Source organism: Streptomyces sp. HNM0645, from assembly GCF_030056615.1.
Lineage (GTDB): Bacteria > Actinomycetota > Actinomycetes > Streptomycetales > Streptomycetaceae > Streptomyces > Streptomyces marianii.
In genome coordinates, this window is sequence record NZ_JASHLT010000059.1 from 20257 (window position 1) to 39788 (window position 19532).

15 protein-coding genes, 1 pseudogene and 1 riboswitch are annotated in these 19532 nt (G+C 72.9%); of the genes and pseudogenes, 11 read left to right on the plus strand and 5 right to left on the minus strand.

What is annotated here, in order from left to right; genetic code table 11:
* Position 1: 1 nt before the first annotated feature.
* From QMZ92_RS31115 to QMZ92_RS31125, 3 genes are read right to left on the minus strand one after another with little or no spacing between them, the layout of a single operon-like run.
* The gene (locus QMZ92_RS31115) at positions 2-874 is read right to left on the minus strand and encodes a tetratricopeptide repeat protein (protein WP_283300912.1); all 873 of its coding nucleotides are present in this window, start codon (positions 872-874) and stop codon (positions 2-4) included.
* A gap of 37 nt (positions 875-911) precedes the next feature.
* On the minus strand, positions 912-1145 hold the full coding sequence (locus tag QMZ92_RS31120; RefSeq protein ID WP_283300913.1) for a ferredoxin: 234 nt from the start codon (positions 1143-1145) through the stop codon (positions 912-914).
* Positions 1145-2608 (minus strand): aldehyde dehydrogenase, encoded by a 1464-nt coding sequence (locus QMZ92_RS31125; RefSeq protein ID WP_283300914.1) that lies wholly within the window; start codon positions 2606-2608, stop codon positions 1145-1147. The genes QMZ92_RS31120 and QMZ92_RS31125 overlap by 1 nt, the downstream gene beginning before the upstream one ends.
* Positions 2609-2874: 266 nt before the next feature.
* Between QMZ92_RS31125 and QMZ92_RS31130 the strand changes: the two genes are divergently transcribed.
* From QMZ92_RS31130 to QMZ92_RS31165, 8 genes are all read left to right on the plus strand, one after another.
* Complete coding sequence (locus QMZ92_RS31130) at positions 2875-3915, plus strand: Strvi_7410 family MBL fold metallo-hydrolase (RefSeq protein WP_283300915.1); 1041 nt, start codon at positions 2875-2877, stop codon at positions 3913-3915.
* 209 nt (positions 3916-4124) lie between these two features.
* Positions 4125-4261: riboswitch (cobalamin riboswitch) on the plus strand.
* A 113-nt stretch (positions 4262-4374) separates the two neighbouring features.
* Complete coding sequence (locus tag QMZ92_RS31135; RefSeq protein ID WP_283300916.1) at positions 4375-5634, plus strand: SCO2321 family membrane protein; 1260 nt, start codon at positions 4375-4377, stop codon at positions 5632-5634.
* Positions 5634-6323, plus strand: a complete 690-nt coding sequence (locus tag QMZ92_RS31140) for an SCO2322 family protein (protein WP_283300917.1) — start codon at positions 5634-5636, stop codon at positions 6321-6323. Before QMZ92_RS31135 ends, QMZ92_RS31140 begins: the two co-directional genes overlap by 1 nt.
* A 299-nt stretch (positions 6324-6622) precedes the next feature.
* Positions 6623-7729, plus strand: a complete 1107-nt coding sequence (locus QMZ92_RS31145; protein ID WP_283300925.1) for an energy-coupling factor transporter transmembrane protein EcfT — start codon at positions 6623-6625, stop codon at positions 7727-7729.
* Complete coding sequence (locus QMZ92_RS31150; protein WP_283300918.1) at positions 7726-9567, plus strand: ABC transporter ATP-binding protein; 1842 nt, start codon at positions 7726-7728, stop codon at positions 9565-9567. The genes QMZ92_RS31145 and QMZ92_RS31150 overlap by 4 nt, the downstream gene beginning before the upstream one ends.
* Before the next feature lie 110 nt (positions 9568-9677).
* The gene (locus QMZ92_RS31155; RefSeq protein ID WP_283300926.1) at positions 9678-10535 is read left to right on the plus strand and encodes an ECF transporter S component; all 858 of its coding nucleotides are present in this window, start codon (positions 9678-9680) and stop codon (positions 10533-10535) included.
* A gap of 301 nt (positions 10536-10836) precedes the next feature.
* Entirely contained in the window at positions 10837-11238 is a 402-nt protein-coding gene (locus QMZ92_RS31160) for an aggregation-promoting factor C-terminal-like domain-containing protein (RefSeq protein WP_283300919.1), read from the plus strand.
* Positions 11239-11383: 145 nt separating this feature from the next.
* A complete protein-coding gene (locus tag QMZ92_RS31165; RefSeq protein ID WP_283300920.1) occupies positions 11384-11968 on the plus strand; it encodes a dihydrofolate reductase family protein in 585 nt (194 codons plus the stop codon).
* A gap of 240 nt (positions 11969-12208) precedes the next feature.
* Here QMZ92_RS31165 and QMZ92_RS31170 read toward each other — a convergent pair whose 3' ends face one another.
* Positions 12209-13378 carry a steroid 3-ketoacyl-CoA thiolase gene (locus tag QMZ92_RS31170; RefSeq protein WP_283300921.1) on the minus strand — a complete coding sequence of 390 codons (1170 nt, stop codon included), beginning with the start codon at positions 13376-13378 and terminating at the stop codon, positions 12209-12211.
* 261 nt (positions 13379-13639) lie between these two features.
* Here QMZ92_RS31170 and QMZ92_RS31175 point away from each other — a divergent pair, with 261 nt between their 5' ends.
* The 3 genes and pseudogenes from QMZ92_RS31175 to QMZ92_RS31185 all read left to right on the plus strand — a co-directional run.
* Positions 13640-14893, plus strand: a complete 1254-nt coding sequence (locus tag QMZ92_RS31175) for a cytochrome P450 (RefSeq protein ID WP_283300922.1) — start codon at positions 13640-13642, stop codon at positions 14891-14893.
* A 330-nt stretch (positions 14894-15223) separates the two neighbouring features.
* A complete protein-coding gene (locus tag QMZ92_RS31180; protein WP_283300923.1) occupies positions 15224-16447 on the plus strand; it encodes a serine hydrolase domain-containing protein in 1224 nt (407 codons plus the stop codon).
* 54 nt (positions 16448-16501) lie between these two features.
* Positions 16502-16830: pseudogene (locus tag QMZ92_RS31185) on the plus strand (ISAzo13 family transposase); the annotation flags it as partial.
* Positions 16831-17027: 197 nt separating this feature from the next.
* Here the strand turns inward: QMZ92_RS31185 and QMZ92_RS31190 are convergent.
* Positions 17028-19238: a trypsin-like serine protease gene (locus QMZ92_RS31190; RefSeq protein WP_283300924.1), complete on the minus strand. Its 2211-nt coding sequence runs from the start codon at positions 19236-19238 to the stop codon at positions 17028-17030.
* Between the last annotated feature and the right edge of the window lie 294 nt (positions 19239-19532).

The window sequence follows — 19532 nt, forward strand, 5'->3', positions numbered from 1 at the left end:
CTCAGCAGACCATCCGGAGTCCGCTCCAGCTCCGCCCGGCCGCGACCTGCCCCGACCATGCGCCGAGGATGCGCCCGGCCTCCTCCACCGGCGCCGCGAGCGCGACCTCCTGCGCCCCGGCATGCACGCTGTCGCCCTCGTACTCGACGGTGCCCTCGCTGCAGCATCCGCAGTGCAGGACGAAACTGCTCTTCGGTTCCGCGCCGAAGCCCTCCTCCGCGAACAGCCCGACCAGGGCGTGCACATCCGCCGCCTCGGCGGCGTTCACGGTCACCACCAGCGTGGGCAGGGGCGAGGGCTCGAAGAGGACCAGCTCGTCGAAAACGGCGATCCGCTGCCCGTCGACCACACGCTCCCCCTTCGGCTCCCCGTCGTGCACGACGACCTCGCCGAACCGCCGGCCGCCGGTGAAGGGCACGCTGAGCACCTGCGCCCGGGTGGGGCAGAGCCGCCGGGCCCACACGACCTCCTGCCCGCCGTCCGTCTCCAGCCGCACGCAGGTCATGCCGAAGGCGCCGTCGACGTCGATCGGCCCCTCCCCCTCCGGCACCGGGACACCGAAGCCCTCCCAGGCGTCGCGGGCCACCTCCCACTCGCGCAGGACCGTCGCCGCGATGCCCAGGTTCCAGAACGCCGGATCGCCTTCTCCGCGCGGCGCCCGGGCCGCGGCCTCCCGCCCGAGCGCGTAGGCCTTGGGCCAGTCGCGCAGGAACTTGTACGCGAGGGCCGCGTCGTACCACCACACGCCGCCGGCCCCCTCGTCCGGGAAGTGGGCGAGCACCTGCTCGTAGGTATCCGCGCACTGCCGCCACTCCCCGGCGTCGAAGGCCTGCCGGGCACGTTCGATCAGCCGCCTGGCCTCTGCTTTCTCCATGTTCCCCACCCTGCTCCCGGTACCGGACCGCAGGAGGCTACTCCTCGGGCGGGAACACCGCCTCACCGCTGCCCGGCAGCCGGATCGAGATGGCCTCGACCGGACAGCCCTCCGCCGCGGTGAGGATGTCCTCGTCCGCGTCGGTCTCCGGTTCGGTGGGGTGCGACTGGCGGGCCGCGTCCAGCTTGAAGCCGTCCGGCGCGTTGTTGACACACATCCCCGAACCGATGCACACACCACGGTCGACCTCGACCTGCCAGCGGTCACCCATCAGCTCTCGCTCCCGTATCCCGACGGCAAATGAACCATTTTGTGCTCAAAGTACTCGCCGTACCCCTCAGGACCGAACTCCCGCCCCAGCCCGGAGTTCTTGTATCCGCCGAACGGGCCAAGCATGTCGAGGCTGAACGTGTTGACGTTGTACGTCCCGGTCCTGACGCGCCTCGCGAAGTCGATGCCGTGCTCGACGTCGGCCGTCCAGACGCTACCGCTGAGCCCGTACTCGGAGTCGTTCGCGATCGCGGCGGCCTCGCCCTCGTCGCCGTACGGCAGCAGGCAGACGACGGGGCCGAAGATCTCCTCCCGAGCGATCCGCATGGCGTTGTCGACGCCGCCGAAGAGGGTCGGCTCGACGTACCAGCCGCGGTCGAGGCCGGCCGGGCGGCCGCCGCCGGCGAGGACCTTGGCGCCCTCCTCCTGACCGAGCGCGATGTAGCCGAGCGACCTCTGCTGCTGGCGGCGGGCGACGAGCGGACCGACCTGGGTCGCCGGGTCCAGCGGGTCGCCGGTCACCAGCGCCCCGGCCGCCGCGGCGAAGGCGTCGGCGAACTCGTCGTAGCGGGGGCGCGGGACGAGGATGCGGGTCTGGGCCACACACGCCTGGCCGTTGTTCATCCAGGCCGCCGGGACGATGCCCTGGACGGCCGCCTCCAGGTCCCCGTCCGGCAGGATCACCGCGGCGGACTTGCCGCCGAGTTCGAGGGTGACGCGGGTGAGGTTGCGGGCGGCGACCTCCATCACGCGCCGGCCGGCCGGGACCGAGCCGGTGAAGGAGACCTTGTCGACGCCGGGATGCCCGACGAGGTACTCGCTGACCTCTCGGTCGGCGGGGAGGATCGACAGCACTCCCTCGGGCAGGCCGGCCTCGCGGACGATGTCGGCCAGGATGTAGGCGTCCAGCGGGGACTCGGGCGAGGGCTTCAGGACCACGCCGCAGCCGGCGAGCAGGGCGGGCCCGAGCTTGGCCGCTGCGACGAACTGCGGGACGTTCCAGGGAACCACGGCCGCGACCACGCCGACCGGTTCACGCAGGACGAGGAGGGGGCCGAGGACTCCGCCGCGCCGCTCCTCGTAGGTGAAGTCGCGGGCGACGCCGATGGCCGCGTCCCAGACCATCATGGCGCCGAGCGCCTGGGCCAGGACGCTCCAGGAGTACGGCGATCCGTTCTGGGAGCTGATCGAGCGGGCGATCTCCTCGTGCCGTACGGCGATCGCGTCCTTGATCCTGCCGACGACCTCGATGCGCTCCTCGAGCGGCGTCCTCGGCCAGGGCCCTCGGTCGAAGGCGGCACGCGCGGCCGCGACCGCCCGGTCCACGTCGGCCCGCGAGGCGTGCGGGACGCGTCCGATGACCTCCTCGGTGTGCGGCGAGACCACCTCGATGGTGTCCGTGCCGAGGGGATCGACCAACTCCCCGCCGATGAAGAGTTTCCCGTGCTCCACCAGTTCGGACATGACGACTGCCTCCCGCGGCCCCGGCTCTCCGAGCGCTCCAGTTTTTCTGACGGTATTTCAGATTTGCCGACCGCCTGAACAGATACCAGTTCCCGCCGGAGGAGTCCACGGCCGGAACCCGCTCCCGGGAAGCATCGGCGCGGGCGCGGACCGGCGCTCCCCGCCCCGGCCCCGCACACCGCCGAGCCCTTTGCAATGAAGTCGACTTGGGCGACCATTGGAACGGGTTCTCGTTCTTGGGCCCGGGCCGGGAGGATGGGGAGCCGATGACGCGGGTGACGGAGCACGGCGGCGGTGTGTGGTCCCTCAAGGTCCCCATCCCGGACAACCCCCTGGGCCACACGCTGGTCCACGTCCTCGACACCGGCCGCGGGCCCGTCCTCGTCGACACCGGATGGGACGACCCCGCGTCCTGGACGGCGCTCTCGGACGGCCTCGCCGAACTGGGCCTCGCGGTGGCCGACGTCCACGGCGTACTCGTCACCCACCACCACCCGGACCACCACGGGCTGTCCGGCAGGGTCCGCGAGGCGTCCGGCGCGTGGATCGCGATGCACGCGGCCGACATCGCCGTCGTCCGCCGCACCCGGGAGGCCCGGCCCGGGGCCTGGCTCGACTACCTGGCCGGGAAGCTCACCGCCGTCGGCGCGCCGGAGGAGCACCTCGCCCCGCTGCTCGCGGCCCGCGAGCGCGGCCGGATGCGGGCCCTCCCCGGGCTGCGGGCGGCCCTGCCCGACCGCGAGATCGCACCCGGCGAACTGGTGGACCTCGCCGGACGGCGGCTGCGGGCCGTCTGGACTCCCGGCCACACGCCCGGCCATGTGTGCCTGCACCTGGAGGAGGAGCATCCGGCGAACCTCCCCGGCCGCGGCCGCCTCTTCTCCGGCGACCATCTGCTCCCCGGCATCAGCCCGCACATCGGCCTGTACGAGGACCCCGACGACTCCGCGGTCACCGACCCCCTCGGCGACTACCTGGACTCGCTGGAACGCGTCGGCCGCCTCGGCGCCGCCGAGGTGCTCCCGGCGCACCAGCACGCCTTCACCGACGCCCCGGCACGGGTCCGGGAGCTCCTCGCCCACCACGAGGAGCGGCTGACCGGGCTGCTGTCCCTCCTCGCCGCACCGCTGACCCCCTGGCAACTGGCAGAGCGCATGGAGTGGAACCGGCCGTGGGACGAGATCCCCTACGGCTCGCGCACCATCGCCGTCTCGGAGGCCGAGGCCCATCTGCGCCGCCTGGTGAAACTGGGCCGCGTGGAGGCGGTGCCGGGCAGCGCCCCGGTGGCGTACACCGCGGTCGGCTGAGCCGGAGTGCGAGGGCTGGATGAGCACGGCTCGGGCCACCGAGAGCCACCCGAGCCGGACCGTCCCGCCGACCGCTCCGGGCCACCGAGATCCATCCGAGCCGGACCCTCGCACAAGCCGCCGGCCCCTCTCCGAGAACCGCGCGGGGCCCGGTGGGCAGGGCCGTCGAGGGCCTCCTGCCGTACCCGGCCGCCCGTCCCGAGGGGCTGGGATTACGGGCCGGTAGAGTGTGCGAGTCGTCATCACACCCGTACGGGGGGAAGCCGGTGCGAATCCGGCACTGACCCGCAACCGTGAGCCGCCGTCGCCGGCGGCGAGTCGGAATGCCCTGTACCGGCCGTGACCGGCTCGTGCCATCGGGACCGGCCCGCTGGCAGGCACCGTCGAGGAATACGGGGCCGGAGCCTGGTACCCCAGCGTGCCTGTGCCCGGCTCCCCACAGGAGAGGCCCAGCCCGCCATGTCAGTTCGCCGCAGCGCAGCAGCGCTCGCCGCCGCTTCCGCCGTGTTCTGCGTGACCGCTGCTCCGGCAGCGACGGCCGCCCCCACCCCCTCCCCCTCGGCGGCGCTCCCGGCCGGGCTCTACGGCACGAAGGACCCGACCTACGACGGGGTGTGGCGACAGTCGCTGGCCCTGCTCGCCCAGGACGTCGCCAAGACCGTGCCCGCCGAGCAGGCCGTCGGGTGGCTCACCGGGCAGCAGTGCGAGAACGGCGGCTTCGCCTCCTACCGCGCGGACGCGTCCAAGCCGTGCGACGCGAAGACGATGCTGGACACCAATGCCACCGCGGCGGCGGTACAGGCCCTGCGTGCCCTCGGCGGCCACGGGGAGGCCGTGAACAAGGGCCTCGAGTGGCTGAAGTCCGTGCAGAACGAGGACGGCGGCTGGAGCTACAACCCCGGCATGCCGTCCGACGCGAACTCCACGTCCGTCGTGATCGGCGCCTTCGCCGCGGCCAAGGCGCGGCCCGGCGAGGTGAAGTCGAAGAGCGGCAAGAGCCCGTTCGACGCGCTGGTCACGTTCGCCGTGCCATGCGCCGACAAGGCCGGCGGCGGTGCGTTCGCCTACCAGCCGGACGAGGCCGGAAAGCTCCTCGCCAACGGCGACGCCACCGCGGCCGCCGTGCTCGCCGGGCTGGGCCGCGGCCTGGTCGTCTCCGGCCCGGAGCCGGACGGCGGCCCCGCCGCCTGCACCTCCCCGGCGAAGGCCACCCCGGAGCAGTCGGCCCGCAACGGCGCCGCGTACCTGGCCACGGCGCTCGCGAAGACCGGCCATCTGGACTCGCCGCCGATGCCGGGCGCCGCCGACCCGGCCCCGCTCCCGGACTTCGGCAACACCGCGGACGCGGTCCTCGCGCTCTCGGCCGCCGGGCACGGCGACAAGGCGGACAGGGCGGTCCAGTGGCTGGAGAAGAACTCCGCGGCGTGGGCGAAGGACGGCGGCCCGGCGGCGTACGCGCAGCTGATCCTCGCCGCGCACGCCCATGGCGACGACCCGCGGGACTTCGGCGGCGCCGACCTCGTACGGCAGCTCAACGCGACCGGTCCCGCGCCGGCCTCCACCACCGAGCCGCCGGCTCCGCGCACGAAGAGCGACGCGGGCGAGGAGCACAAGGGCGGCGACAGCGCCGGGATCTGGTGGATCGTCGGCGCCGGCCTCGCGGCCGGTGCCGGCATAGGCATCCTGATCAGCGGCCGCCGGAAGAGCAAGCAGCAGTGATGCGCAGGCGACTGACCGCGCTCCTCCTCGCGCTCGGCACCGTGCTCGCGGTGCCGGGCGTGGCGGGGCAGGCGCAGGCGCAGGCGGCGGGATACCGGTACTGGTCGTTCTGGCAGTCCGGCGGTACCGCCTGGGCCTACGCCACCCAGGGTCCGGCCACGGCGCGGCCGGCCGACGGCTCGGTGGACGGATACCGCTTCTCCGTCAGCGCGGACTCGCAGGACTCGGCGAAGCCGCGTACCGCCCCCTCCTTCTCCCAGTTGTGCGCGGACACCCCGGCGAAGCCCGGCACCAAACGGGTCGGGGTCGTGATCGACTTCGGCACCGAGGCGGACGCGCCGTCCGGTGAGCGGCCCCCGTCCGCGCCGGCGTCCGGCTGCGCCGCGGTCCCCTCGGACGCCACCAGCGCGGAGGCCCTGGCGGCGGTGGCCAAGCCGCTCCGCTACAACTCGGACGCGCTGCTGTGCGCGATCTCCGGTTACCCGAGGACGGGCTGCGGCGAGCAGGTCTCGGCCGGGGACCCGGCGCCCGCGGAGTCCGGCGCCTCCGCCCCGCCGGCCGGGAAGCCCTCCGGGGCGGCCGGCGGCGAGGCGGCCGGCGGGGGCCCCACGCTGGGGCTCTTCGCGGGCATCGCGGCCGTGCTCGCGCTGGGCGGGGCGGCGTTCTGGCAGTCCCGCCGCCGCGGATGACCCGGACGCCCGTGCCCACGCCGGCGGACGACCCCGCGGAGCCGCACGGACGGCGGCGTCCCGTCCGACTGCTGGGCGGTGTCCCGCACGCCCGCCCCGGCGACCGGGAGCCGGGCGCGGGCCGGGGCTCCGGAAGCGGTCCGGTCGACGGCCCCGGAAGCGGTCCGGACGCGGACACGGGCTCCGGCGAAGGTTCCGGCAGCGGCCCGGTCGGCGGCCCGGACGACGGGAGCCACGAGAGCGGCGCCGCGCCCCGCGGCAGTCGGCCGTCCGGCCGGGCCCCGCGGGAGCGCCGACCGCTGCGCGGTGCCCTGCGGGCGCCCGCCGCCGGCCGGAGCAACGCGCTGCACGCCGGAGCCTGGTGGGTCTGGGCGCTCGGCCTCGCCACGGCCGCTTCGCGGACGACCAATCCCCTCCTCCTCGGGCTGCTGGTGGGCGTCGCCGGATACGTCGTGGCGGCCCGGCGCACGGACGCCCCCTGGGCCCGTTCGTACGGCGCCTTCGTCAAGCTCGGCCTCGCCGTGATCGCGATCCGGCTGGTGTTCTCCGTCGTCCTCGGTTCGCCCATCCCGGGCACCCGCGTCCTGCTCACACTGCCCGAGGTGCCCCTGCCGGACTGGGCGCGGGGCGTCAGGGTCGGTGGCCGGGTGACGGCGGAGCAGATGGTGTTCGCGCTGTACGACGGGGCGAAGCTGGCGACCCTGCTGATCTGTCTCGGCGCGGCGAACGCGCTCGCGAACCCGGCCCGGCTGCTGAAGTCGCTCCCGGGCGCGCTGTACGAGGCGGGGGTCGCCGTCGTCGTCGCCATGACGTTCGCGCCGAACATGGTCGCCGACGTGCTCCGGCTCCGTACCGCACGGCGGCTGCGGGGCCGTCCGACGGGCGGGGTCAAGGCGGTCCTGCAGATCGGGCTGCCGGTCCTGGAGGGGGCGCTGGAGCGTTCGGTCGCGGTCGCCGCGTCCATGGACGCGCGCGGCTACGGCCGTACCGCGCAGGTGCCCCCGGCCGTGCGGCGCACCACCACCGCGCTCACCCTCGGCGGGCTGCTCGGCGTGTGCGCCGGTTCGTACGGACTGCTCGCCGCGGAAGGCTCGGGGTACGGCCTCCCCGTGCTCCTCGGCGGGTTCGCGGCGGCGCTGGGCGGGCTGTGGCTCGGCGGACGGCGCCAGGTCCGCACCCGTTACCGCCCGGACCGCTGGGGTCCGAGGGCCTGGCTGGTGGCCGGTTCCGGCGTCGTCGTGGCGGCGCTGATGATCCGCGCGGGCGCCTACCAGCCCGGTGCGCTGCATCCCGGCGTCGTCCCCCTGACCGTGCCCGCCCTGCCGCTGTGGCCCGCCGCGGCGGTGCTGGTGGGCCTGTTGCCCGCGTTCGTGGCGCCCGTGCCGCCGAAGGAGTCCACGTCATGATCCGCTTCGAGAACGTCTCGGTGACGTACGGCGACGCCGCGGCGGCGCCGGCGGTCTCCGGGGTGGACCTCACCGTCCCGGAGGGCGAGCTCGTCCTGCTGGTCGGGCCCTCGGGAGTCGGCAAGTCGACACTGCTGGGGGCGGTCTCCGGGCTGGTGCCGCACTTCACGGGCGGCACGCTGCGGGGTCGGGTGACGGTCGACGGGCGCGACACCCGCACCCACAAGCCGCGCGAACTCGCCGACGTCGTCGGCACGGTGGGCCAGGATCCGCTCGCGCACTTCGTCACCGACACGGTCGAGGACGAGCTGGCGTACGGAATGGAGTCGCTGGGGCTGGCGCCCGCCGTGATGCGAAGGCGGGTCGAGGAGACGCTGGACCTGCTGGGGCTGGCGGAACTCCGCGACCGTCCCCTCGCGACGCTCTCGGGTGGGCAGCGGCAGCGGGTCGCGATCGGGTCCGTGCTGACCCCGCACCCGAAGGTGCTGGTCCTCGACGAACCGACGTCCGCGCTCGACCCCGCGGCGGCGGAGGAGGTGCTGGCGGTGCTCCAACGGCTCGTCCACGACCTGGGGACGACGGTCCTGATGGCCGAGCACCGGCTGGAGCGGGTGGTGCAGTACGCGGACCGGGTCGTTCTGATGCCCGCGCCCGGCGAGCCCCCGGTGTCGGGCGCCCCCGCCGACGTCATGTCCTTCTCCCCGGTCCGCCCCCCGGTCGTCGCTCTCGGCCACCTCGCGGGCTGGGCCCCGCTCCCCCTCTCCGTCCGCGACGCCCGCCGCCACGCGGGCGAACTGCGCGCCCGGCTGGCGGGGGTGACGCCGGCAGCCGCGCGGGGCACACGCCCTTCGGCGCGCGGGGAGGTGGCCGGGGAGGCCGGGCCCGCGGCCACCGTCTCGTCCTCCGCCCGCACGGTGGACGGCACGGACACGACCGGCGGAGCAGCGCCGGGCCCGGCGCGTGCCGATGTCCCAGGCCCCGCGGCGCGCGGGCGGCGAACCGCCAGGGGAAGAGGGCCGGCCGCCCTGGTCCCGCGGTTCGGGCGCGGGCGGGCCCGGAAGGTCGAGCCGGGTGGGGAGTACGACCCGGCGGTGCTCGTGGAGGCCGCGCGGCTCGGGGTGCGGCGCGGTCGGATCGAGGCGCTGCGGCGGGTCGATCTCGTGGTCGCGCCCGGAGAGACCGTCGCCCTCATGGGCCGCAACGGCGCCGGGAAGTCGACGCTGCTGGGCAGCCTCGTCGGCATGGTCGAGCCCGCGTCGGGCACGGTCCGGGTCGGCGGGAGCCCCCCTCACCGCACCCCGCCCGCCGAGTTGGTGCGGCGCGTCGCGCTCGTTCCCCAGGAACCGCGGGATCTGCTGTACGCGGACACGGTCGGGGCCGAGTGCGCCGCCGCGGACGCGGACGCCGGGGCCGCGCCCGGGACCTGCCGGGAGCTGGTCTCCACGCTGCTCCCCGGGGTGGCGGACGCCACCCACCCCCGGGATCTGTCCGAAGGACAGCGGCTGGCACTCGCCCTCGCGATCGTGCTGGCCGCCCGTCCCCCGCTCCTGCTGCTCGACGAGCCGACCCGCGGCCTCGACTACGCGGCGAAGTCGCGACTCGTCACCGTGCTGCGCGGCCTGGCGGCCGAGGGCCACGGCATCGTGCTGGCCACGCATGACGTGGAACTCGCCGCGGAGACAGCGGACCGTGTGGTGATCCTCGCGGGCGGCGAGGTCGTCGCGGACGGACCGACGGCCGACGTGGTCGTCTCCTCCCCCGCCTTCGCCCCTCAGGTCGCCAAGATCCTCGCTCCGGAGCCGTGGCTCACCGTCGCCCAGGTGGAGGCGGCCCTGTGAGCAGCGCCGACACCACCGGGCGACCCGACCGGCAGGTCGGACCTGACCTGCACGACCTGCACGACGGACACGACCGACCCGACCAGGGCGACCGACCCGATCGGGGCGACCTGCACGGGACCGCGCGCCGCCCCGTCCCCGCCCGCACCGCCCGCCCCGTGCGCCTCGGCCCCCGCGCCGTCACCGCCCTCGTCCTCATCAGCGCGATCGGTGTCGTGGCCTTCGGCTGGCCGCTGCTCGCCGACGCGGACGCCACCGTCACCGGCCACGCACAGGACGCCCCCTGGCTGTTCGCCGCCCTGCTCCCCCTCCTCGTCGGTGTGGTGGTCGCGACCATCGCCGACGGCGGGATGGACGCGAAGGCCGTCGCCATGCTCGGTGTGCTCGCCGCGGTGGGCGCGGCGCTCCGGCCGCTCGGCGCGGGCACGGCGGGACTGGAGCCGATGTTCTTCCTGATGGTGCTCAGCGGCCGGGTGCTCGGGCCCGGGTTCGGGTTCGTCCTCGGGTCGGTGACGATGTTCGCGTCCGCCCTGCTCACGGGCGGGGTCGGGCCGTGGATGCCGTTCCAGATGCTCTCCATGGGCTGGTTCACGATGGGCGCGGGTCTCCTGCCGGGCGCGCACCGCCTCAGGGGCCGTGCGGAGCTGCTGATGCTCGCGGGGTACGGTTTCGCCGCGGCGTTCGCGTACGGCACGGTCATGAACCTCTACGGCTGGACGCTCGTACCGGGCCTCGCCTCCGGCATCTCGTTCCAGGAGGGCGCTCCCGTGGCCGAGAACCTGGTCCGGTTCGGGGCGTACGTCCTCGCCACCTCCCTCGGCTGGGACCTGGGGCGGGCGGCCCTCACCGTCGTCCTGACCCTCGCGGTGGGCCCGACGCTGCTGAAGGCGCTCCGCCGGGCGACGCGGCGGGCAGCGTTCGAGGCCCAGGTCACATTCGAGACGGCCAGGACCTCTCCCGAGGGGTGAGGCGGCCCACAGGACTTTGGTCCCAAAACTATCGGCGTTCGTAGACGTCGTCCGAGGAGGCGGGTTCCCGACCCGCCACCCCCCACCTGCCCTTAAACCGCATATGTCCGGTTTAGGACTTTCGGCCTTCAATGCCCCCTCCATGTCGTATCCACGGCGTGAGCCCGGTCACGGCAAGGGCCCCCCGGGGCTGGCTACAACTGTTCCCGTCGCAAGGCGCAGCAGGGCCTGGAAGCCCGGCACACGAGCCCGGCTCGGCCCGCCCCTCGCGACCCGGAGTCCCCGAACGTTAGGTAAGCCCTTGTCCCGCTCGCTGATCACCCGCATCTCCGCCCGCAGCAAGTCCCTCGCCGCCGGTACCGCCGTGCTTCTGGGTGCGGCCGGCGCGGTCATGGGGACGACGTCGACGGCCGCGGCCGCGACGCCGCAGGAGATCGCGAAGCAGATGATGCCCACCGCGCAGTTCCAGTGCTTCGACAAGATCGTCTCGCACGAGTCCAACTGGGACCACACGGCCACCAACGCCTCCTCCGGCGCCTACGGCCTGGTCCAGGCCCTGCCGGGCGGCAAGATGGCCTCCGCCGGCGCTGACTGGAAGACCAACCCGAAGACCCAGATCGAGTGGGGTCTGGACTACATGAACGAGCGCTACGGCAGCCCGTGCGGCGCCTGGAACTTCTGGCAGGCCAACCACTGGTACTGAGCCGGCCGGACGGCGGACGACGGACTGCCGCGCACAGCGGACCCGGGCCCCGGGCCGACGCACCACGCGTCGGCCCGGGGCCTTCGTCGTGTCCCGCGGCGTCCGGTGGTCGTACTGTCGAACCCGTCACCGAGGAGGAGTCGTGATGCGCAGCGTGACCTATTCGATGAGCGTCTCGCTTGACGGCTACATCGTCGGGCCGGACGGCGACTTCGACTGGACGGCGCCCGACGAGGAGGTCTTTCGCTCCTGGATCGACGAGATTCGACAGGTCGGTGTCCACCTGCTGGGACGACGGCTGTACGAGACGATGCTGTACTGGGAGACCGCCGACCAGGATCCGTCGCTCGACGACGCGATGCTCGAGTGGGCCGCGCTCTGGAAGCCGCTCCCGAAGGTGGTGTTCTCCACCACGCTGTCGGCGGTGCAGGGCACTGCCCGCCTGGCCTCCGGCGGTCTGGCGGAGGAGATCGAGCGGTTGCGGGCCGGGCCGGGTGAGGGCGACATCGCGATCGGCGGCGCGACTCTCGCCGCCGAGGCGGCCGCGCTGGGACTGATCGACGAGTACCGAGCCAGGGTCTATCCGGTGCTGGTCGGCGGCGGCGTTCCGTTCTTTCCCCAGCACGAGCGCCGGGTGGATCTCGAACTCGTCGAGACCCGCACGTTCGGCTCGCGAGTCGTCCACCTCCGCTACCGCGTGGCGCGTCAGGCGCTCGGGCCGGACCGGTGAACCCTCCACAAGGAGCCGGCCGGTGCCTCCCGGCACTGGTGTGGACCGCACGGTTCGCCGTGATCGCGGCGGGCAACACCGCCGAACTCCGCGGGGCAGGAGAGCGGGCGAAACCCGCCCGCCTCCCGTCCCTCTGGACGGAGTTCAAGTCCACCCGTCACGAACCATCGGAGCACGCCCGGAAGACGGATGACGCCTCACGGCCTCACAGCTCACAGCTCACAGCTCACAGCTCACAGCTCACAGTCTCTGCAGGATCGTGCCCGTCGCCAGTGCCCCGCCCGCGCACATCGTCACCAGGGCGAACTCCTTGTCCGTCCGTTCGAGTTCGTGCAGCGCCGTCGTGATCAGCCGCGCGCCCGTCGCGCCCACGGGGTGCCCCAGCGCGATGGCCCCGCCGTTGACGTTGACCTTCTCCAGATCCTGGTCGAAGACCTGCGCCCAGCTCAGCACGACGGAGGCGAACGCCTCGTTGATCTCCACGAGGTCGATGTCCCTGAGCGACATGCCCGCCTTCCCCAGCACCGCCCGTGTGGCGTCGATCGGCCCGTCGAGATGGAAGTGCGGGTCCGCCCCGACGAGGGCCTGCGCGACGATACGGGCGCGCGGCTTCAGCTTCAGGGCCCGCGCCATGCGCTTGGACGCCCACATGATCGCCGCCGCACCGTCGGAGATCTGCGAGGAGTTCCCGGCGGTGTGGACCGCGGTCGGCATCACGGGCTTCAGCCCGCCCAGTGCCTCCATCGAGGTGTCCCGCAGACCCTCGTCCCGGTCGACGAGCCGCCACATGCCCTGTCCGGCATGCTGCTCCTCCTCGGTCGTGGGCACCTGGACGGCGAAGGTCTCGCGCTTGAAGCGTTCCTCGGCCCAGGCGACCGCGGCCCGCTCCTGAGAGATCAGGCCGAGGGAGTCGACGTTCTCGCGGGTGAGTCCGCGATGGCGCGCGATGCGCTCGGCGGCCTCGAACTGATTGGGCAGGTCGACGTTCCACTCGTCCGGCCAGGGCTTTCCCGGTCCGTGCTTGGAGCCGCTGCCCAGCGGTACGCGCGACATGGCCTCGACGCCGCAGCTGATGCCGACGTCGATCACCCCGGCGGCGATCATGTTGGCGGTCATGTGCGCGGCCTGCTGCGAGGAGCCGCACTGGCAGTCGACGGTCGTCGCGGCGGTCTCGTAGGGCAGCCCCATGGTGAGCCAGGCGTTGCGCGCCGGGTTCATGGACTGCTCGCCGGCGTGGGTGACGGTACCGCCGACGATCTGCTCGACGCAGTCGGCGTGGATGCCGGTGCGGCCGAGCAGTTCACGGTAGGTCTCGCCCAGCAGGTAGGCGGGATGCAGATTGGCGAGCGCGCCACCGCGCTTGCCTATGGGCGTGCGTACGGCTTCGACGATGACGGGTTCCGCGGCCATGAGCTCGTCCTCTCCTCAGCACCGGCGCGGGGTGTCCCGGTACCCCGCACGCAAGAACCGCAAGAAGAACTAGTACGCGTTCTAGTTCTCTAGCAGTCTTATGAGTGTTACCCCAGGTATGCAAGGCTCCTGCACGCAACAGTTCCCGACACGAGTCTTGCCAGTTGTAGAACCCGTTACTACGTTGCGGGCAATTCTGATGGGTCGTCAGAACTTTGCAGCCGCCGCACAGCTGTCCAGCCGCGAGACCTGGAGTTGCCGATGCCCTGCCCCCATCTCCCCGAAGGGTTCGACGCCACCGACCCCGATCTGCTGCAGAGCCGCGTCCCCCTCCCCGAGTTCGCCCGGTTGCGCCGGACGGCTCCCGTCTGGTGGTGCCCGCAGCCACGCGGCATCACCGGCTTCGACGACGAGGGCTACTGGGCGGTCACCCGCCACGCGGACGTCAAACACGTGTCCACCCACCCCGAGTTGTACTCCTCCAGCGAGAACACCGCGGTCATCCGCTTCAACGAGCACATCAGCCGCGACCAGATCGAGGCGCAGCGCCTGATCATGCTCAACATGGACCCGCCCGAGCACACCCGGGTCCGGCAGATAGTCCAGCGCGGCTTCACCCCGCGCGCCGTACGCGGACTGGAGTCGGCGCTGCGCGACCGCGCCCGGCGGATCGTCGAGGAGGCGAGGGAGGCCGCGAGGGGCAGCGCGGACGGCGGCTTCGACTTCGTCACCCGGATCGCCGTCGAACTCCCGCTGCAGGCCATCGCCGAACTCATCGGCATCCCCCAGGAGGACCGCGCCCGGATCTTCGACTGGTCGAACAAGATGGTGGCGTACGACGACCCGGAGTACGCGATCACTGAGGAGATCGGCGCCGAGGCCGCCATGGAGCTGATCGGCTACTCCATGAACCTGGCGGCTGCGCGCAAGGAATGCCCGGCGGAGGACATCGTCACCCAACTCGTCGCCGCCGAGGGCGAAGGCAACCTCTCCTCCGACGAGTTCGGCTTCTTCGTGCTGCTGCTGGCGGTGGCGGGCAATGAGACCACCCGCAACGCGATCAGCCACGGTATGCACGCCTTCCTCACCCACCCCGAGCAGTGGGAGCTCTACAAGCGGGAGCGTCCGGCGACGGCGGCCGAGGAGATCGTCCGCTGGGCCACGCCCGTGGTCTCCTTCCAGCGGACGGCGACCCAGGACACCGAACTCGGCGGCCAGAGGATCAGCAAGGGCGACCGGGTGGGCCTCTTCTACTCGTCCGCCAACAACGACCCCGAGGTCTTCCAGGACCCCGGGACCTTCGACATCACCCGCGACCCCAACCCGCACCTCGGCTTCGGCGGTGGCGGCCCGCACTTCTGCCTCGGCAAGTCCCTCGCCGTTCAGGAGATCGAGCTCATCTTCAACGCCGTCGCCGACATCCTCCCCGACCTCCGCCTGGCAGGCGACCCGCGCCGACTGCGCGCGGCGTGGCTTAACGGGATCAAGGAACTCCGGGTCGGCGTCGGCGGCTGAGGCGCCAGGGCCGCGGACCGGTGCACGCACCCGGCGACGCACGGACCGACGCACGGACGCGGAGAAACACACAGCCGTGACGCGCGCAAGCCGGCGGACACCCACCCGGCGACGCACGCACCCCGGCCGTGGGAGGCGGGGCACCCCTGCGCCCACCCCGCCTCCCACCCGGCCCGACCAGCCCCGGCCCGGACGCGGCCCGCCCGGACTGCGTCCGGGCTCGAGTCGCCCTCCGATTGCGGCGATCCTATGATGGATGATCCCTGTATCGACCGTTTCACCGAAGGGGCCGTTTCACCTCGTTCGCCGAGAAACCAGAGGTGGCCGCGGATGATCCGTCTCAGAGTCGTGCCGGCGGTCCTCGCCGCCCTGCTGCTGGTCGCCACGGGCCTGACCGGCGCACAGGCGCAGACCGTGCGTCAGGAGTTCGATCCCGCCGTGACGGAGGCCCTCGACAAGGCCGTCACCGACACCATGGCGAAAGCCGGGATTCCGGGTGTGATCGTCGGCGTCTGGATTCCCGGCCGCGGCACTTACGAGAAGGCGTTCGGCGTGGCCGACAAGTCGTCCGGCACACCGATGAAGACCGGTCTGCACATGCGGATCGGCAGCGTCACCAAGACGTTCACGGTCACGGGCCTGCTGCAACTGGTCGACCAGGGCAGGGTCGGACTCGACGATCCCGTCGGCAAGTACGTCGAAGGCGTACCGGCGGGCAACCGGATCACCCTGCGCCAGCTCGCCGACATGCGCAGCGGCCTGTTCAACTACACCGAGGACGACAAGTGGGAGAAGTCCTTCGAGGCCGATCCCCAACAGACGTTCGCCCCGCAGCAGTTGCTCGACCACGCGTTCGCGCACCCGGCGAACTTCCCGCCCGGCACCCGGTGGGAGTACAGCAACACCAACACGGTGCTGCTAGGGCTGGTGATCGAGAAGGTCACCGGACAGCAGCTGGAGGACTACCTCCGGCAGCGCGTGTTCGCGCCACTGAGGCTCGACGGGACCTCGTTCCCGACGGACGAAGCGATGCCGGAGCCCTACGCCCACGGCTACACCGCCTACACGAAGTCCGGTGCCGCCACGGCCACCCCGTCCGGCGGCACGGTCGACGCCACCAACTGGAACCCGTCCTGGGCCTGGGCGGCCGGCGCCGTGATCTCCGACCTCGACGACCTCCACACCTGGCTGCCCGCCCTGGCCGACGGGCGGCTGCTCACCCCCGCCACGCAGAAGGAACGTCTGCGGTTCGGGCCGACGACGATCCCGCAGGTCCAGTACGGACTGGGCATCATGCGGGTGGGCGGCTGGATCGGTCACAACGGGGAGCTCCCCGGCTACGAGACGCTGGCCCTGCAACTGCCGTCCCAGCGGGCCACCCTGGTGATCCTGGTCAACTCCGACACCGACTACCGCGGCCAGGCGCTGAGCACGATGCTCGGGCGCGCCGTCACCGAGGTGGTGACACCGCGCAACGTGTTCGACCTGCCGACCGCGCCGCAGTCCGAGGAAAGCAACCCATCGCCCTCCCGGACACCGTCACCCGCGTCCTGAGGGCTTGCAGGGAATCAAGGTGTTGCTTCCCGTGCGGGGGCTCGTTGGTGTGGTATGCGCATCCCGGACGAGGTTCGTGACCAGCTCCCGGTGAAGTTGGCGGTGTTGTTCCCGCATCTGGACGAGCGGCAGCGTCGACTGTTGATGGCCGCCGAGACCCGTGTCCTGGGGCACGGTGGCGTCCGGGCCGTCGCACGGGCGGCCGCGGCGAGTGAGACGACGGTCCGCAAGGGCGTGTTCGAGTTGGAGGCCGGTGAGGGGCCATTGGGGCGGGTGCGGCGTCCGGGCGGGGCCGCAAGCGGGTCGCCGATGTGGATCCGGGGCTGCGGCCGGCTCCGCCGGCGCTGATCGAACCGGATGTGCGGGGTGATCCGACGCCGCCCTCGCACCCCTCCAGGCCCGGGTCCTCGCTCAAAGCAGCGCCCCCGAGAGCAAGATCAAGACAACGTGTTGATGATCTGCGAGCCCTTGGTCGCACTACCCAGCCTGGTTGGTTGGTCGCGTCCGTGTGACGAAAGCCCCCGGAGACCCTTGCCGGGCCCTCGGGGGCTTCCTCGTGTCCACTACACGGCGCGGGTGCCTACTTGGCCACGTAGCCGAAGCGGCCGCCGGCCGGCGGGAGGCCGCCCGTGCCGGGCTTGTGGGTGGTGACGGCTGCCTTCGCGCCGCCGCTCACGTTCGACCAGGGCAGAACGTGGACCGCGCCGAGGGCGGGGCCGTACGGCATGCCGACGTACAGGTTCGTGCCGGTGAAGGTGATGCTCCTGCCGACGTGCTGGTCTGCGCCGGGGGTGCCGGGCAGGCCCGAGGGGTTGCCCGCCTCGATCCAGACGTCGGAGTCGCCCGCCCTGCCGAGGAGCGGGAACGTCTGGACCGCGCCCGCACCCGCCGTCGTACCGACTGCCTCGCCGGGGATGCCGACCGCGACCCGCAGCGTCGAGACGGTGCTCGTCGCACGCGGTGCGGTGTTGACGGCCGTGACCTTCTCGCCGAAGCGGTCGCCGGTCTCGGCGGCGCCGGACACCGTGTCGTCACCGGTGCCCTGCCAGAGGGCGTCGACCTCGCTGAAGGCACCGGCGGCGGTGACGCGGAAGGTGACGACACGGCCCGCATCGGCCTTGTCGGCGCCGTTCACCGCCAGGGACTCGCCGGGCGAGCCGACCACGAGGAACGACTCCGTGGCAGTCGCGGCACCCGACGGGCGGTACGCGACCAGGGACAGGGAGGCGCCGAACTCGTCGCCGGCCTCGGCCGCGCCGGAGACGGTGTCGAGGTCCTGGTCGAGCCCGAACTGCGGGGTGGGAACGCCGTTCGCACCGCCGTGGCCGAAGACCGCCACACCGCCGGAGTCCGCCCGGGTGCCGATGGCCTCGTTGGGGCTGCCGATGGCGATGTGGTGGGCATCGCCCGCGACGCTGGTGCCGAAGCGGTCGTTCGCCTCCACCTTGCCCGGGACATCCGGCTTGTCCTGGTGGACGGCGACGTTGGTGGCGCCGCGCACGTAGAAGGCACTGCCCGCCTTGGCGACGGACCCGAGGGCCTCGCCGGGAACGCCGATCACCAGGTACGGCTCACCCGCGGCGGTCCGCCCGGCGGCGACGGCGTGGCCCATGCGGTCGCCCGTCTCGGCGGCCGAGGCCGCCATGGCGCCCGTGCCTTTGCCCTGCTCGAAGTGGACGCCCTTCACGGCACCCGTACCGATGCCGCCGGCGGCGCCGTAGAGGACGTCGACCATGCCCGCGTCGGACACCGAGCCGAGGTCCTCGGAGGGTGTGCCGACGACCAGGTCGGTGTAGCCGTCCTCGTTGTGGTCGACGGTGGCGAGGGCCTCACCGAACCAGTCCCCCGCCTCGGCGCCGCCCGGCACCCAGTCGAGGTCCTGGTTGATCTCGGCGGTGCCCTTGCCGCCGCCGTACACGATCCGGACCACACCGGCCCCCTCGTCGGCGCCGACGACGGCCTTGGGGTCGGAGATCGCGATGTCCTCGAGGCCGTCACCGTTGAAGTCGGTGATGCGCGTGGCACCGGCCCTGGAGTTCACCCAGGAGGCCAGGTCGTCGACGCGGGCGGCGACCCCGCCGGTGCGGGTCTCGGTGGCCTCTACACCGAAGCAACCGCTCTGCCAGGACTGGCTCGTGAGGGCCGCCAGGGTGGCCGTACCGCCCGTCGTGCGGACCACGGGACCGCCGGAGTCGCCGCTGCACGCGGCCGCGCCGTTCTTGCCGGTGACGTCGGCCGTGGTGGCGGCCGACGAGTCCACCGTGTACGTGCCGGTGTGCAGCTTGAGCGGCGCCCACTCCGTCCTGGTGCGCCCGTACCCGGCGAACGTCAGCTCCTCGCCCGCGGACGGAGCGGTGGTGGCCAGGGCGATGGGGGTGACGTTGGTGACCGGACGGTCGAGACGGGCGAGGACCACGTCGCGGTCGGAACGCGGGACCAGCTCCACGACACGGCGCTCGGCGCCCTGCGTGCCGGTCAGGTCGGTTCGGCCGATGACGGCGGTGGTCTTCTGCTTCGGGGCACCGGCGGGCACGGCGAGGCTCACGGCCGGGTCGTCGGCGAAACAACTGGCCGCGGTGAGCAGCCACTCGGCGTCGACCAGCACGGCGGAGCAACCGCGGGTCGTGTCGCCGATGTCCAGGCGCGCCGTGTAGGCGAAGGCGCTGCCGCTGGGAACGGTGCCGCCGGTGACGGCGGACGCGGGTGCGGCGCTGAGCGCGAGGGGGACCGCCGTCAGAGCGGCGGCCAGCGCGGTGAGGCGCGGGGTTCTCAGCGATCTGGTGTACGGCATGTATGGGATTCCTGGGTTTCGAGGTGTGCCGGCCGATGTCGGCCGGGCGGAGTGGATCTGGTCGGCAGGAGCGCCGGAGACGCGAAGCCCCGCGCTCGGCGCCGCACGCGGACGTGCGCCGGGACCGGGCTCGCCCCGTCGGATCAGCCGGTGACGCGGAGTTCGACGAGGACGGACCGGGGTCCGCCGACGGTGCCTTCGCCGACGGATTCGAAGCCGTCTTCGGGGATGGTGACGGTGGTGGTCTCGCCGTTGGCGGTGAGGTCCGCGCTGACGGGGTGGTCGCCGGTGCCG